This is a genomic window from Erythrobacter litoralis HTCC2594, assembly GCF_000013005.1.
GTDB lineage: Bacteria > Pseudomonadota > Alphaproteobacteria > Sphingomonadales > Sphingomonadaceae > Parerythrobacter > Parerythrobacter litoralis_A.
In genome coordinates, this window is the sequence record NC_007722.1 from 518,271 (window position 1) to 532,446 (window position 14,176).

Sequence of the window (14,176 nt, forward strand, 5' to 3'; positions counted from 1 at the left end):
GATCTACGTGCTTATGCCGACTAAACCGCTGTGCTTCGCGTAAGTTCCTCGATCCGCGCATGCTGCTTGAGGCGATGTTCGCGCCATGCGACCAGCAGCCCGGCACATATGATGAGTGGAGCGCCGAGCCACAGGGTGGGCGGCGGCACGCGGTCGAAGACGGTCCAGCCATAGGTGACCGCCCAGATCAGCGATGTGTAGTCCATCACGATAATCGTGGCGGCCGAGCCGAAGCGCAGCGAGGTCGTCAACAGGATCTGCGCCGCGGCACCGCATAGTGCCATCGCCAGCACGATTCCCCAGGTCACCGGATCGTGCGCGGTCAGGACGAAGGGCAGGGACAACGCGGCGAGCGGGGCGGTGAGCGCGGTGAACCAGAAGATGATCGAATAGGGCGTTTCCGTGGTATTGAGGTCTTGGATCTGGAACGAGATCAGCGCGACCATGAAAGCCGCGACCAGCCCGATCGCGATGCCGAAGGGATCGACCGCGCCGCCGCTCCCCGGCTGCATTACGATCGCGACACCGGCGAAACCGACGAGCACCGCGCCCCAGCGATAGAGGCCGATCTTCTCGCGAAACAGCAACAGCGCCAGCAGCACGGCGAACATCGGCGTGGTGAAACTGATGGTGGTCGCTTCCGCCAGCGGCAGCAGGATCACCGCGCCATATACGAACATCATCCCGGTGATCCCGTAGATCGCGCGGCGGGCATGGGCGCCGAACCGCCGGGTACGGATATCTGCCAGCCGCCCGAGCCATGCCAGCAGGCCGGTGATGACGACGAGCGTAATGGCCTGCCGCCAGAAGATCATCTCCAGCAGGTGGACGCCGCGCTGCTCGCCCAGTTTCACCAGCATCGCCATCGTCGCCAGGCTCAGCGCGGTCAGCAGGCGCAGGCCCAGCGCCAAGAGCGGGCGGGGGCGGGCGACGGATCCATCCATCCGGCAGCCCCTAGTGCAAAGCTGCGATCATGCCCATATGGCCGCGCGATGGAATTTCTTCGGGCCCTGATCTTCGCCAGCGACGCGGAATTGCTCGCGCTTTGGGGCGCGGGATTCCTGCTGCTGGCGGCCTTTGCCACCTATATGGAAAAGCGCCGCACCAGGCGCACCGAGTTTGACCGGGTCGGCTGGGTGCCGTGGTTCGGAATTTTCTTCGTCAGCGTGATTTTCGGCGGCGGGCTGCTGGCGCTGGCCGTGCCGGGGATGCTGAGGGGCTAGGGGAATTGTTGCTTTTCGCACCCACATCCGTGGGTGCGGTTTCCTCGCGTTTATTTGTGTGGCCTCAGGCGCCGGCGTGCGCATCCGCGCACTTGGCTGTCCTCCGGGGGCCCGACCCCTGCGGGGCCACCCCTCCGGGCGCGCAGTCGCGCTTGCGGTCGGCGGGTCGCCGACCGTGCTCCGCCACCCGGTAGCTAGCTGGTCCAATCGAAAGCTCGCGTCCTGGTCGCGGAGCACGGCCCCGGCGGAGGGGCCGCAAGGGCGACCGCCCGCCCGCAGCGGGTGCGGCTTGCCGCACATCTAGCGAGGACGCACGCACGGATGTGGGTGCGAAAAACGAGGACCCTAGAGACAAGCCTCCAAGTAAGCCTGGTCGAACCCGAACTGACGGGCTTTCTCGAGCGTATACGGACGCAGGCCCGAGGAACGGAATTCGCCGAGGATTTTGCCGTCCTCGCTTTCGTCCAGGTATTCGAACTTGAACAGGTTCTGCGTCACGATCACGTCGCCTTCCATCCCGATCACCTCGGTGATGTCGGTGGTGCGACGCGAACCGTCGCGGAGGCGCTTGACCTGCACGATGAGGTCGACCGATTCGGCGATCTGGCGCGAGATGGCTTCCTTCGGGATCTTGATGTCGCCCATCAGGATCATGTTTTCCATACGACCGAGGCACTCGCGCGGGCTGTTGGCGTGAAGCGTACACATCGAGCCGTCGTGACCGGTGTTCATGGCGGCGAGAAGGTCGAAACATTCCGCGCCGCGAATCTCACCCAGGATGATCCGGTCGGGGCGCATACGCAGGGCGTTCTTCACGAGATCGCCGATGGTGATCGCGCCCTGTCCTTCGAGGTTCGGCGGACGCGTTTCGAGCGGCAGCCAGTGCGGCTGCTGCAGACGAAGCTCGGCGGCATCCTCGATCGTCAGCACGCGCTCGCCCGGGTCGATCATCTTCGACAGGGCGTTGAGCATGGTCGTCTTACCCGAACCGGTACCGCCCGAGATGACGATGTTCATGCGGCAGGCGCCCGCGATCTTGAGTGCGGTGCACATCTTGTCGCTCATCGAACCGAAGTCCTTGAGCATGTCCAATGTAATCGGCTTTTCGGAGAATTTACGGATCGAGATCGCGGTACCGCGCAGCGAAAGCGGCGGCACGATGACGTTCACACGGCTGCCGTCCTTGAGGCGGGCGTCTGCCAGAGGCGTGGTCTGGTCGACGCGGCGGCCGACCTGGTTCACGATGCGCTGTGCGATCTGGAACAGGTGGCTCTCGTCGCGGAACTGGATCGGGGCGAGCACCAGCTTGCCCTTTTTCTCGATGTAGGTCTGGTCCGGACCATTGACCATGATGTCCGACACGTCGGGATCCTGCAGCAGCTCTTCCAGCGGCCCGAAGCCGAGCAGCTCGTCGATCAGGACCTTCTCGAGCGCGAATTGCTCGCGGCGGTTGAGCGTGACCTTCAGCTCGGCCAGCACTTCCATGATGATCGGCCGGAACTCTTCCGACAGCTCTTCCTTGGACAGCGTAGCGGCGGCTTCCGGATCGACACGTTCGAGCAGGCGGGGGAGGACCTGCTCCTTGATCTTGTGGACGCTGGCTTCGAACCCGCCGATTTCCGTTTTTTCGTGGATATGGTTGGCACGATCGGCCAGCCGCGTCAGCGCGTCGTCGGCACCTGCCCTTGGGGTGGGTGCCGATGCGCTGTCTTCCTTGCCCTCGGTTTCGCCCGGTAGCGGCGGGAATTGCTCGCCACCGGGATCGGCCTTGGCCTTTGCGCCGCCTTTCATGGGGCGCGCGACGCCGAATGCAGGACGGCTGCCGGATGCCATGCCACCAGGCCCGTTTTTGCGTCCAAAAGCACTCATTCACTGTCCCCTATGATAAATCACAGCGCGCGACCCGCTCTCTCCGCCCAACGACGAAGAGGTTATTCCTGAATGTGGTGAATAATTCGGAAACCTTATTTTTTTCCTAAGGTCCGAAACCTCCGGTAGCGCCGATCGATGGGTGTTTTCGGGCGGATCGGTCGGGGTCGGAGCTGGCTGCCGCTTCATCGATCATCTCTGCGAGAACGCTAATTCATTGACACGATATCATAGTATGATATCACAATATCCGTGAGCCGTATCCTGATCGATCTGCCCGATGACGACATCCGCTCGCTCGATGCCATGGCGCGGGCGAACGGCCGGTCGCGCGCGGCGGAAATGCGTGAGGCGGTGGCGCTGTATCTGCGCCGACAGGCCGATGGCAACTGGATCGCGCAGGGCTCCGGCTATTGGGCCGACAAGGACGCTGCGGACACCAAAACCGGCGGCGGGGAAGGCGGCTAGGCATGTCCGACCCGGTGTTCGATACCGACATCATCGGTGACTGGTTGCGCGGGGTGCCGCAGGCGGCCGCGGAACTCGCGCGCTATCGCAAACACCGGACGAGTCGCTTGAGCTGGATGGAACTGCTGGCGGCCGAACCCCTCGAGAGTCGCGACGCGCTGGAAGCGTTGCTCACCCCGTTCCAGGTGATCGAGCTCGACGCCCGGATCGGGGCGGCGGCGGCCGATATCGTGCGCCGTTCCGGTCTTGGCTTGACCCGCGCGATAATCCTCGCCACCGCGCAGTGCAGCGGGGCGATCCTGATTACCCGAAACACAGAGGATTTCCCGGCCGCCATGCCGGGAATCCGCGTTCCCTACACGCTCTAGCCCGAAGGATCTGAAAACATGTGCGGAATCATTGGCATTGTCGGCAAGGAAGAGGTGGCGGACCGCCTGGTCGACGGCCTGCGTCGCATGGAATATCGCGGCTATGACAGCGCCGGTGTCTGCACGATTGCGGACGGCACACTGATCCGCCGCAGGGCCCAGGGCAAGCTGCAGAACCTCGTCGCCGAATTGGCCAAGGCGCCGGCGCCGGGCGATATCGGCATCGCTCATACGCGCTGGGCCACCCACGGTGCGCCGACGGCCGAGAATGCCCATCCCCACGCCACCGATGAAGTGGCGCTGGTGCACAACGGGATCATCGAGAACTTCAAGCCGCTGAAGGCCGAACTCACGGAGGGCGGCCGCTCGCTCACGAGCGATACGGACTCCGAGGTGGTCGCGCATCTCGTCTCGGCCGAGGTGGAACGCGGCGCAAGCCCGGAAGAGGCAATAAAAACTGTCCTGCCGCGGCTGCGCGGTGCCTTCGCACTGGCGATCGCGTTCCGCCAGCGTCCCGACATGCTGATCGGTGCCCGGCTCGGTTCGCCGCTGGTGGTGGGCTACGGTGAGGGCGAGACCTATCTCGGTTCTGACGCCCTTGCCCTCGCTCCGCTGACGCAAAAGATCGCCTATCTCGAGGAAGGCGACTGGGTCGTGATCACGCGCGACGGAGCGCAGATTTACGATGCCGAAAACACCCCGGTCGAGCGTGAGACCGTCACGTCCGGCGCCTCCGCCGCTGCTGTCGAAAAGGGCAATTATCGCCATTTCATGCAAAAGGAGATTTTCGAGCAGCCGACCGTCGTCGCCCAGACTCTCAATTCCTATGTCCGGCAGGCCGATGAAAGCGTAGCGCTGCCGCAGATCGACTTCGACCTGACGGCGATCAAGCGCATTACCATCGTCGCCTGCGGCACGTCGTTCTATGCTGGCATGGTCGCGAAATACTGGTTCGAAACCTTCGCCCGCGTGCCGGTGGATATCGATGTCGCCAGCGAGTTCCGCTATCGCGAGCCGGTGCTCGAAGATGGCGGCCTCGCCATCTTCATCTCGCAGAGCGGCGAGACGGCGGACACGCTTGCGGCGCTGCGCCATTGCAAGGAAAACGGCCAGACCATCGCGGCCGTCGTCAATGTCCCAACCAGCACCATGGCGCGCGAAGCCGACCTGCTGCTGCCGACGCATGCCGGCCCGGAAATCGGGGTCGCTTCGACCAAGGCCTTCACCTGCCAGCTGGCCGTATTGGCAGCGGTGGCAGCGCATATGGCGGTCAAGAAAGGCAAGATGTCGCGCGAGGAAGAGCAGGAAGTAGTGCGGCATTTGCTCGAAGCGCCCGCGTGCCTCAATGCCGCGCTCGATCACGACGACGACATTGCGGCCATGGCGCCGCTGATCGCGCCTGCGCGCGACGTGCTCTACCTCGGTCGCGGGCAGGATTACCCGCTGGCGATGGAGGGCGCGCTCAAACTCAAGGAGATCAGCTATATCCATGCCGAAGGCTATGCCTCGGGCGAGATGAAGCACGGGCCGATCGCGCTCATCGACGAAGCGGTGCCGGTGATCGTGCTCGCGCCATCGGGCCCGCTGTTCGAAAAGACCGTCTCCAACATGCAAGAAGTCAGCGCCCGCGGCGGCAAGATCGTGCTGATCTCCGATGCCGAAGGGCTCGCCGAAGCGGGCGACGGGTGCCTCGCCACGATAGAGATGCCCAAGGTCCACCCGCTTATCGCGCCGCTGGTTTATGCGGTGCCGGTCCAGTTGCTCGCCTACCACGTGGCCGTGGTCAAGGGCACGGATGTCGATCAGCCGCGCAATCTGGCCAAGTCGGTCACGGTCGAATAGATTGATTTAGCAAAATAATTTTCATCGTCGAACCCGTATTTTCGGCGATATCCTTTACCGCGAAATAACCTTTCGCACCTAATTCTCGCGTCCGTGAGCGAGAACCGATCCGACGCGCTGAGCCTGCCGGCGACATTACCCCTGCTTGCTATCCTTGGCATCAAGGAATGCGACAGCGCGGACTGGCCGCGCCTGCGTGCATTGCAATACGCCCGTGTTGCGCAGCACACGCGCTTCCGCCTCGGCGCGCATTTCGCCTGCGCTGCCATCTCCTGCTGGATTTCCCTGCAACATCTCGCGTGGCTGACGGTACTTGGCTGGGCTATCGGCTTGGCGCTGACCCTCTCGATCTTCACCAGCCAGGACTGGCTTTTGCGCAAGGCCGACGGGCGCACGCTTTCGCAGCGCGAGGCCTTTCGCCACGCGTCGGGCTCCGCCCTGGTTGCGATCGCTTGGGCGGCGCAGCCGGTTTTGCACTGGCTCTACGGGACGCCAACCAGCATGCTGCAGGCCTGGCTCATCGTCATGGTCGTCACGCTCGGGTCGAGCCTGGCACTGGCGGCCGCACCGCTGGGTGCGATCATATATATCGCGACGACATCGATGACGGCAATCGTCGTTTTCGGCCTTGCCGGCCAGTACCCGCCGGCGGTCGCGGCGCTTCTCTACATGCTCGTCATCCTATGGGGCGTCTACCAGCGGGCCGAGGCCTTTCTGCGACAGAGCGCCGCAGAGGCGGGGATGAACGAACGCAACGAAGTCGTCTCGCTCCTGCTGCGCGAATTCGAAGAGAACGAGGCCGACTGGCTGTGGCAGATCGATACCCAGCGCAAGGTGCGCTCGGTCTCGCCGCGTTTCGCCTTTGCGCTCGGGCTCGAGCCCGGAGAGGCGGATGGCATGCCTTTCCTGCAACTGATAGCGGGCGATGCCTGGAAAACAGGTCAATTCCCCACCAGCCTGCACGATCTGGCCGAGCGTCTGAAACGCAAGGAGAGCTTCTCCAACCTGCTGGTCAAGGTTTCGATCGATGGAGTCACCCGTTGGTGGGAACTGTCGGGCACGCCGATGCTGGACGAGGAAGGCAAATATGTCGGTTATCGCGGGGTCGGATCGGACGTCACCGAACAGCGCGAATCCTCGGAAAAGATCGCCTATCTCGCGCGCTACGATACGCTCACGGAATTGCCCAACCGCTTGATGGTCAACGAATCGCTCGGCGAAGCGATGAAATATGCCAAGCAGTGGCGCTCGCGCTGCGCTTTCATGATGATCGATCTCGACCGCTTCAAGGCGGTCAACGATTCGCTCGGCCACCAAACCGGCGACGAGTTGCTGGCCGAAGTGTCGGGACGGCTCAAGAGCATCCTGTCCGAAAACGAGATGTGCGGGCGGCTCGGCGGCGACGAATTCGCCATCGTGATCCGCGACGTGAAGGACAGGGATTATGTCGACACCGTCGCCCGCAGGGTCATCGAGCATCTTTCGCAGCCCTACGAGGTCAATCACCACATGCTCTATGTCGGGGCCAGCGTCGGTTCCGCCATCGCCCCGCGCGACGGGCGAAGCGTCGAAGAGCTCATGCGCAATGCCGATCTCGCGCTCTACCGCGCCAAGGATCTCGGCGGCGGCGAGCACTTCCAGTACGAACCATCGCTGCACAAATCCGCCGAAGAGCGGCGGCAGCTCGAATTCTCGCTCCGCATGGCGCTGGATCGGCAAGAGTTCGAGCTGGCCTACCAGCCGGTCGTCGATGCCAATGACGAGACGATCATCAGCTTCGAAGCATTGCTGCGCTGGAACAGCGCCGAACACGGCTTCGTCAGCCCCGCCAAGTTCATCCCTCTGGCCGAGGACACGCGGCTGATCGTGCCGATCGGCTCCTGGGTACTGGAACAGGCCTGTATCGAGGCGGCCAACTGGCCCGACCCGGTAAAAGTCAATGTCAACGTCTCACCCGAACAATTGGTCGAGCCGGATTTCGTAGCGACTGTCGTGCGCGCTCTGTCGACCAGCGGGCTGCCGGCCAACCGGCTTGAGCTGGAGGTGACGGAAAGCATCTTCGTGCGCGATGCGCTGGTGGCGGGAAAGGCGCTCAAGGAAGTCATGCACCTCGGCTGCCAGGTCGCGCTCGACGACTTCGGCACCGGCTACAGCTCGCTCGGCTACCTGCGCCAGCTCAGCTTCTCGACCATCAAGGTCGACCGCATGTTCGTGCAAGGGGCTGCGCAGGGCAGCAAGGAAAGCCTTGCCATCATCAGGGCCGTGGTCGCCATGGCGGACAGCCTAGATATGACGACGACCGCCGAAGGGGTCGAAAGCTTCGAGGAGGCGGAGTTGATCCGCGAGCTCGGCTGCACCAAGATCCAGGGATATTACTTCGGGCGCCCCATGGTCAAAGCCGAAGCCCGCAAGCTGTTCGACGTGCCGGGCCGTCTGCGCGCCTGACGCGGCAGGCTGCTGCAAATCCCCCGGTCAGGCGGCCGCGAGCCGCTCCAGCGCCGCCTTGAATAGTGGCAGGCCGTCGGTGCCGCCATGCGCGGCATCCACCGCGCGTTCGGGGTGCGGCATCATGCCCAGCACGTTGCCGGCAGCATTGAGGATACCGGCGATGTCGCGCTGCGAGCCGTTGGGATTCTCGTGATAGCGGAACGCCACGCGGCCTTCGCCCTCCAGCCGATCGAGCGTTTCGGCATCGGCGAAATAATTGCCGTCGTGATGGGCGACCGGAATGTGAATGGTCCGGCCCGCTTCGTAGCCCGAGGTAAACAGCGACCGGTTGGTCACCACTTCGAGCGCCGCAGTGCGGCAGATAAAGGTCTGGGCCGCGTTGCGCATCAGGGCGCCGGGCAGCAGACCGCTTTCGGCCAGAACCTGAAAACCGTTGCACACGCCGAGCACCGCAACGCCGCGATCGGCCTCTCGCTTGACCGCGCGCATGATCGGGCTGTTGGCCGCCATCGCGCCCGAGCGCAGGTAGTCGCCATAGGAAAAGCCGCCGGGCAGGGCGATGAAATCCAGCCGTTCGGGCAGGTCCTTGTCGGCGTGCCAGACGCGCAAGGGGGCCTTACCGCTGGCCCGTTCAAGCGCGACCGCCATGTCGCGATCGCAATTGGAGCCGGGAAAGGTGATAACGGCGGTGCGCATGGCCGTCAGTCCGCCTTCTCGATGCGGTAGTTCTCGATCACCGTGTTGGCGAGCAGTTTCTCGCACATCTCGGTGAGCGAAGCATCGCTGGTGTCGTCGGCGACGTCGAGTTCGATCAGTCGCCCGATCCGCACGTTCTCGACCCCGGCAAAGCCCAGCCCTTCGAGCGCGTGGTGGACCGCGCGCCCTTGCGGATCGAGAACCCCGGGCTTGAGGCTGACATGGATGCGGACTTTCATCGGGCTACTCCGGTTCGCTAGCGCGCGGGGAATGATCGCGAGTGCCTATAGCGATCCGCCGCGCTCCCGCAATCCCGCACCGCGCTGCTTCCCCATCCGGCAGGTATTACCCCGCTGCTACAGGTGTGAAAGGCACGATACCGCCACGCAACCACACGCGGGGCGACGCGCACTTCCTATTGCGCTGCGGTGTCGGCCTGGTCCTCGGGCCGGGGCAGGACGAGGAATTCGACCGCGCCGCCTTCGGTCAGGTATTGCGCCGCCGTTTCCTGCAATTGCTCGGCAGTGATCGCCTCGTAGATACCGCGCGAGGCGAGGAAGCGGTCGATCCGGTCCGGTTCCGACTGCGCCCGTCGCACGTAGCGCATCCAGCTGCCATTGGTCTTGAGTGCATTGTCGATCGTCTCGAGGATCGGCTGGCGCGCGCGTTGCAGCGTGTCGTCGTCGACCGGCTCGTTGCGCAACCGATTCAGCGTTTCGAGGATCGCCGCACGGGTGGCCTCGACTTCGCCGACATCGATATTGGCGACGACCTGGAAGGTGCCGTAGCCGGGATAATAGCGCGAGAGCGAGCTGCCGACGCTGGGTGAATAGGCCTTGCCCAGATCCTCGCGCAAGGTCTCGGTAAGCTTCAGGGTGAGGACCGAGCGCAGCATCGCCAGTTCCGAAAAGGCCTGCTGGTCGGAATAATCGCGCGTCGGCCAGACGAAGCGCAGGCTCGCCTGGTTGTCCTCGCCGTCGTGATAGATCGTCTGCCTTTCGCGCGTCGCGGTGAAGCTGCGCTGCCGGCTGTCGGGATAGTCGCGGAATGCGGCCTCGCGCGGGGGCAGCGCGCCGAGCGTGCGGGCGACCAGGTCGATCGCCCGCCCGGGGTCGAAATCGCCCACCAGCGCCACTTCCATCGCGCCGTTTGCCAGCCGGTCGGAGATCGCCTCGCGCAAGTCGTCGAACGTCAGGGCCTCCAGCGCCCCCCGCTCGGGCAGGCTGAAGCGCGGATCGTCGTCGGACAGGATCGCGCCCGATGCGCTGGAATAGGCGGCGCCCGGTGTCGCCGTCAGCCGCGCGTAGAAATCACCCAGACCGTTGCGGAATCGCTTGATCGGCTCGGGGCGGTAGCCCGGATCGGTCAGGTAGGCGGCGATCAGCTGCAGCTGCAATTCGAGATCGCGCGGCGTGGTGGTGCGGCTGAAGCGAAAACTGTCGGTGCTCGCGCCAAGCGAAAATCCGACGCTGCGCCCCGCCAGCACGGTCTGCAACTCGTCCTGCGTGTATGCGCCGAGACCACCCGCTGCGAACAGTGCGGTCAGATCGACCTTGAGCGGCTCTTCGCGGCTTTCGATGAAATTGCCGCCGTCGATGGTCACCGCCAGGCTGATGCGGTCTTCGGCCAGGTCGGTCGGTTTGAGGTTGAGCCGTACGCCGTTGTCGAAGGTGATGGTTCGGATATCCAGCCGCTCGTCGACCGTATCGGACACCACCTCTCCCGGCGCGCCGAAATCGGTATAGGTCCATGCGGCGATGGCGCTTTCCTGAGGCGCGTCGACCGGTGCGCCGACTGCGGCGTCCCACAGCGCCCTCAACGCCTCCGCACCGCCTTCTGGGGCGTTCGGTCCCTGGAAGCGGATGAGCGGGTTGTCGAGCGGCACGATGTCGGCGCGGATCGCCGCCATGACGGTTTCCGGCGTTGCGGTCGCGGCGACTTCCTCGAACAAGGCGAGGTCGAATTCCGGCGAGGTCGGGATGCGGTCGTTGCGCACCAGGGCGGTCGCACGGCCGGCGAATGTCCCGTGGCTGCGCGTGGCCTGTCCGGCGACGGCGTTCTCCAGCCCAGTCCGGCGATTGGCGACCTGCTCGGCGATTTCGGCGGCGCTGACGCCGAACTCCACGAACTGGCGAAACGTCGTCACCGCTTCCATCACGCCGCGCTCGCGCTGGCCTTCGATCGGGGCCACGGTCAGCGTCGTCTGCCGTCCGGCCTCGAAGATGTCCGACGTGCCGACGCCGACCGAGCGGAACGGCGGATCTTCCGCGCGCGCCAGCTTGGTCAGGCGGCGGCGCAGGATGGAGTAGCCGAGCGCGCGCAGGATCGAGGCGCGGCGGTCGGCCATGGTGTCCGGGCGGTCGATCCACGCGGCATTGCGCGCAAAGGTGATCGCTTCGGTCAGCGCCGGATCGGTGTAGATATCGGTTTCGCCCTGCCGCCCCGGATCGACCGGGCCGGCATCCGGCTGGTCGGCACCGTCCGGCCCCTGCCAGCTGGAGAAATGCTTGACGATCGCCTCGCGCATGACATCGACCGGGAAATCGCCGACCACGATCAGCGTCGTCTTGCCGGGCACATAGACCCGTTCCCACAGCGCCCGCAGCGTTGCGGCATCGGCGGTATCGACATCCTCGCGCCCGGCACCGGGGAAGCGTTTGGTGAGCAGCGAACCCGGCACCAGGAATTCGATCTGGTCGAGCGCATTGAGCTGGGCGTAATTCGTCCGGTCGCGCTGCTCGGCCAAAATGACCCCGCGCTCGCGCTCGACGGCTTCCTCGTCGAACAGCAGCTCGCTCGCCGTCTCGCGCATCAGGAACAGCGCGGTATCGAGCAATGCGGGATCGTTGTTGGGCAGGTCGAGCCGGTAATTGGTGTAACCGAACGTATTCGAGGCATTGGTGTCGGCCCCGAAGGCGAGGCCCAGCCGTTCGAGCAGCTTGATCATCTCGCCTTCGGGCACGTTGGTCGAGCCGTTGAAAGCCATGTGCTCGATATAATGTGTCAGGCCCCGCTCGTCGTCGCGCTCGTCGAGCCGTCCGGCGGCGACCTCCATCCGCACGAGGGCCGTGCCCTCGGGCGTGTCGTTCTGGCGGATGACGTAGCGCATGCCATTGTCGAGCACGCCGAAGACGTAGCCTTGCTCGGGCACGAGATCGCTTTCCTCATACGCCCAGACAGCTTCGTCCGCGGTCTGCGCCGCGGCAGCGGGGACGAGGGCTTCCGTGGTGGGCTGGGCGGCGAGCGGAACGGCGATGACCAGCGCCATCGGCGCTGCGAAAAGAGGACCCTTCATGCCCTTGGTGTGGCGGGCTTTTTCCCGCTTCGCAACCGCCCGGGGAGGACAAATTCAACCTTCCTGCGCTAAGCGCGCCGCATGGCGCGGATCGATCTTGTCTACAATCCTGTTTCCGGCAGCTTCCGCGAGCAGGGGTTGGCGGCGCTTGTGGCTGCGTTGGAGAGCGAGGGTTTCGCGGTCGAGCTGCTGTCGACGCAGGCCGACGGGGTCCGCCTGTCGGGCAGGGCCGACCTGATCTGCGTGCATGGCGGCGACGGCACCTTGCGCGATACGGTGCAGGCCATGGGCGAGGGGGCGGGGGATACGCCGCTCTGCATCGCGCGCTCGGGGACGATCAACCTGGTGGCGCGCGAGCTGGGCTATTCCGCCAGGCCGAAGGATTTCGCGCGCGATCTCGCGGCGGCGTGGGCACGCGGGCCGTCGGGCTGGGTGCGCTCACCCCTTTTCCGGCTGGGCGAAATGCCGATCGTATCCTGCCTGAGCATCGGGCCAGACAGCGTGGCGGTGGCGCATGTCTCCGGTGCGCTGAAGCGGCGCATCGGGCGGCTGGCCTACGCCGTTGCCATGCTGCGCCTGCTGCGGACGTGGCCGCGCCAAGCGATGACGATCGCGGGCACGCTGGCCGACGGCACGCCGTTCGCCTGCGAGGCGGAGGCGGCGATCGTGTCGCACGCGCGGCTCTATGCGGGTCCGTTCCAGCTCAGCCCGCGTGCCGCGCTGGCGGAGGATTCGGTCGAGCTCATTACTCTGCGCCGCTGCGGCAGGCTGGGGATGCTGGCCTTCATCGCGGCGGCCATGCTGCGCCTGCCGGTCGAGCGCTTCGGTTTCGCGCAAATCCGCAGCGCGCGCCGGATCGCCTTCGACCGCTGCATCACGCCGGTGCAGGTCGACGGCGACCACATGCCCGATTGCGCCTTCGCCATCGAGCCGAGCGGCATCACGCTTACCTACGTGGTCTAGCCCCTATTTTTTCGGCGGGGTCGGCGTGCCGCGCAGACGGCTGCGATGGGCCGACATGTCGAAGACTTCGCCGGGACCGCCTTCGCCGTTGTTCCTGTCCTCGTCGAGCAGGCCGAGCCGCCGCGCGACTTCCTGGTAAGCCTCGCTCTCCCCGCCGAGATCGCGGCGGAAGCGATCCTTGTCGAGCTTCTCGCCCGAATTCATGTCCCACAGGCGGCAGCCGTCGGGACTGATCTCGTCGGCCAGGATCACGCGGCTGAAGTCACCATCATAGATGCGTCCGAATTCCAGCTTGAAATCGACCAGCCGGATGTCGATCGCCGCGAACATGCCGGCCATGAAATCGTTGATGCGGATCGCCATGCTGGCGATGTCCTGCATTTCCTCAGGGCTCGCCCAGTTGAAACAGGCGATATGTTCTTCAGCAATTAGCGGATCGCCGAGCGAATCGTCCTTATAGTAATATTCGATCAGCGTGTGCGGCAGCGGCTCGCCTTCGGGGATGCCCAGCCGCTTGCTGATCGATCCGGCGGCGACATTGCGCACCACGACTTCGATCGGGATGATCTCGCACTGGCGGACCAGCTGTTCGCGCATGTTGAGGCGGCGGATGAAATGCGTCGGGATGCCGATGTGGCTGAGCCGCGTGAACACATGCTCGCTGATGCGGTTATTGATCACCCCCTTGCCGCTGATCGTGCCTTTTTTCTCGGCGTTGAAAGCAGTGGCATCGTCCTTGAAATACTGGATGATGGTGCCCGGCTCCGGACCCTCGTAAAGGATCTTGGCCTTGCCTTCGTAGATCTGGCGGCGGCGCGACATGGCGGTGGTCCCTCGGCTTGAAACAGATGGCCCCGGCACGCGAAGCGTGTGCTTCGGCTACCGGGGCGACGGAAGCGTTTACAGCGGAACGCGGCCTTGTGCAATTCCGGCGATGGCGATTGCGACGCCGCGCGCCTGTGCTAACGAGCGCGCATGGGGCGCTTCTTCTACCGACATTCGGG

12 protein-coding genes are annotated in these 14,176 nt (G+C 64.7%); 6 read left to right on the forward strand and 6 right to left on the reverse strand.

Annotated features, from left to right (window positions below):
- Positions 1-20 precede the first annotated feature (20 nt).
- Positions 21-944 (reverse strand): DMT family transporter, encoded by a 924-nt coding sequence (locus EL2594_RS02370; RefSeq protein WP_011413449.1) that lies wholly within the window; start codon positions 942-944, stop codon positions 21-23.
- Positions 945-992: 48 nt separating this feature from the next.
- Between EL2594_RS02370 and EL2594_RS02375 the strand changes: the two genes are divergently transcribed.
- Positions 993-1,223: a hypothetical protein gene (locus tag EL2594_RS02375; protein ID WP_011413450.1), complete on the forward strand. Its 231-nt coding sequence runs from the start codon at positions 993-995 to the stop codon at positions 1,221-1,223.
- A 345-nt stretch (positions 1,224-1,568) separates the two neighbouring features.
- On the opposite strand, the gene EL2594_RS02380 is transcribed toward EL2594_RS02375, so the two are convergent.
- Positions 1,569-3,092 (reverse strand): CpaF family protein, encoded by a 1,524-nt coding sequence (locus EL2594_RS02380; RefSeq protein ID WP_155805937.1) that lies wholly within the window; start codon positions 3,090-3,092, stop codon positions 1,569-1,571.
- Between the two features lie 252 nt (positions 3,093-3,344).
- Between EL2594_RS02380 and EL2594_RS02385 the strand changes: the two genes are divergently transcribed.
- The 4 genes from EL2594_RS02385 (at position 3,345) to EL2594_RS02400 (ending at position 8,215) form a co-directional block, all read left to right on the forward strand.
- Positions 3,345-3,560 carry a ribbon-helix-helix domain-containing protein gene (locus EL2594_RS02385; protein ID WP_011413452.1) on the forward strand — a complete coding sequence of 72 codons (216 nt, stop codon included), beginning with the start codon at positions 3,345-3,347 and terminating at the stop codon, positions 3,558-3,560.
- 2 nt (positions 3,561-3,562) lie between these two features.
- The gene (locus EL2594_RS02390; RefSeq protein WP_011413453.1) at positions 3,563-3,928 is read left to right on the forward strand and encodes a type II toxin-antitoxin system VapC family toxin; all 366 of its coding nucleotides are present in this window, start codon (positions 3,563-3,565) and stop codon (positions 3,926-3,928) included.
- Positions 3,929-3,946: 18 nt separating this feature from the next.
- Positions 3,947-5,770: a glutamine--fructose-6-phosphate transaminase (isomerizing) gene (glmS, locus tag EL2594_RS02395; protein WP_011413454.1), complete on the forward strand. Its 1,824-nt coding sequence runs from the start codon at positions 3,947-3,949 to the stop codon at positions 5,768-5,770.
- A gap of 93 nt (positions 5,771-5,863) precedes the next feature.
- Entirely contained in the window at positions 5,864-8,215 is a 2,352-nt protein-coding gene (locus EL2594_RS02400) for a putative bifunctional diguanylate cyclase/phosphodiesterase (RefSeq protein ID WP_011413455.1), read from the forward strand.
- Positions 8,216-8,242: 27 nt separating this feature from the next.
- Here the strand turns inward: EL2594_RS02400 and purQ are convergent, their stop codons facing one another.
- From purQ to EL2594_RS02415, 3 genes are all read right to left on the reverse strand, one after another.
- Positions 8,243-8,914: a phosphoribosylformylglycinamidine synthase subunit PurQ gene (gene purQ / locus EL2594_RS02405; protein WP_011413456.1), complete on the reverse strand. Its 672-nt coding sequence runs from the start codon at positions 8,912-8,914 to the stop codon at positions 8,243-8,245.
- 5 nt (positions 8,915-8,919) lie between these two features.
- Positions 8,920-9,153, reverse strand: coding sequence for a phosphoribosylformylglycinamidine synthase subunit PurS (gene purS / locus EL2594_RS02410; protein ID WP_011413457.1), 234 nt, complete (start codon positions 9,151-9,153; stop codon positions 8,920-8,922).
- 176 nt (positions 9,154-9,329) lie between these two features.
- Complete coding sequence (locus tag EL2594_RS02415) at positions 9,330-12,209, reverse strand: M16 family metallopeptidase (protein WP_011413458.1); 2,880 nt, start codon at positions 12,207-12,209, stop codon at positions 9,330-9,332.
- A gap of 81 nt (positions 12,210-12,290) precedes the next feature.
- Between EL2594_RS02415 and EL2594_RS02420 the strand changes: the two genes are divergently transcribed.
- The gene (locus EL2594_RS02420; protein WP_011413459.1) at positions 12,291-13,172 is read left to right on the forward strand and encodes a diacylglycerol/lipid kinase family protein; all 882 of its coding nucleotides are present in this window, start codon (positions 12,291-12,293) and stop codon (positions 13,170-13,172) included.
- Between the two features lie 3 nt (positions 13,173-13,175).
- Here the strand turns inward: EL2594_RS02420 and purC are convergent, their stop codons facing one another.
- Positions 13,176-13,994, reverse strand: coding sequence for a phosphoribosylaminoimidazolesuccinocarboxamide synthase (purC, locus tag EL2594_RS02425; protein ID WP_011413460.1), 819 nt, complete (start codon positions 13,992-13,994; stop codon positions 13,176-13,178).
- Positions 13,995-14,176 lie beyond the last annotated feature (182 nt).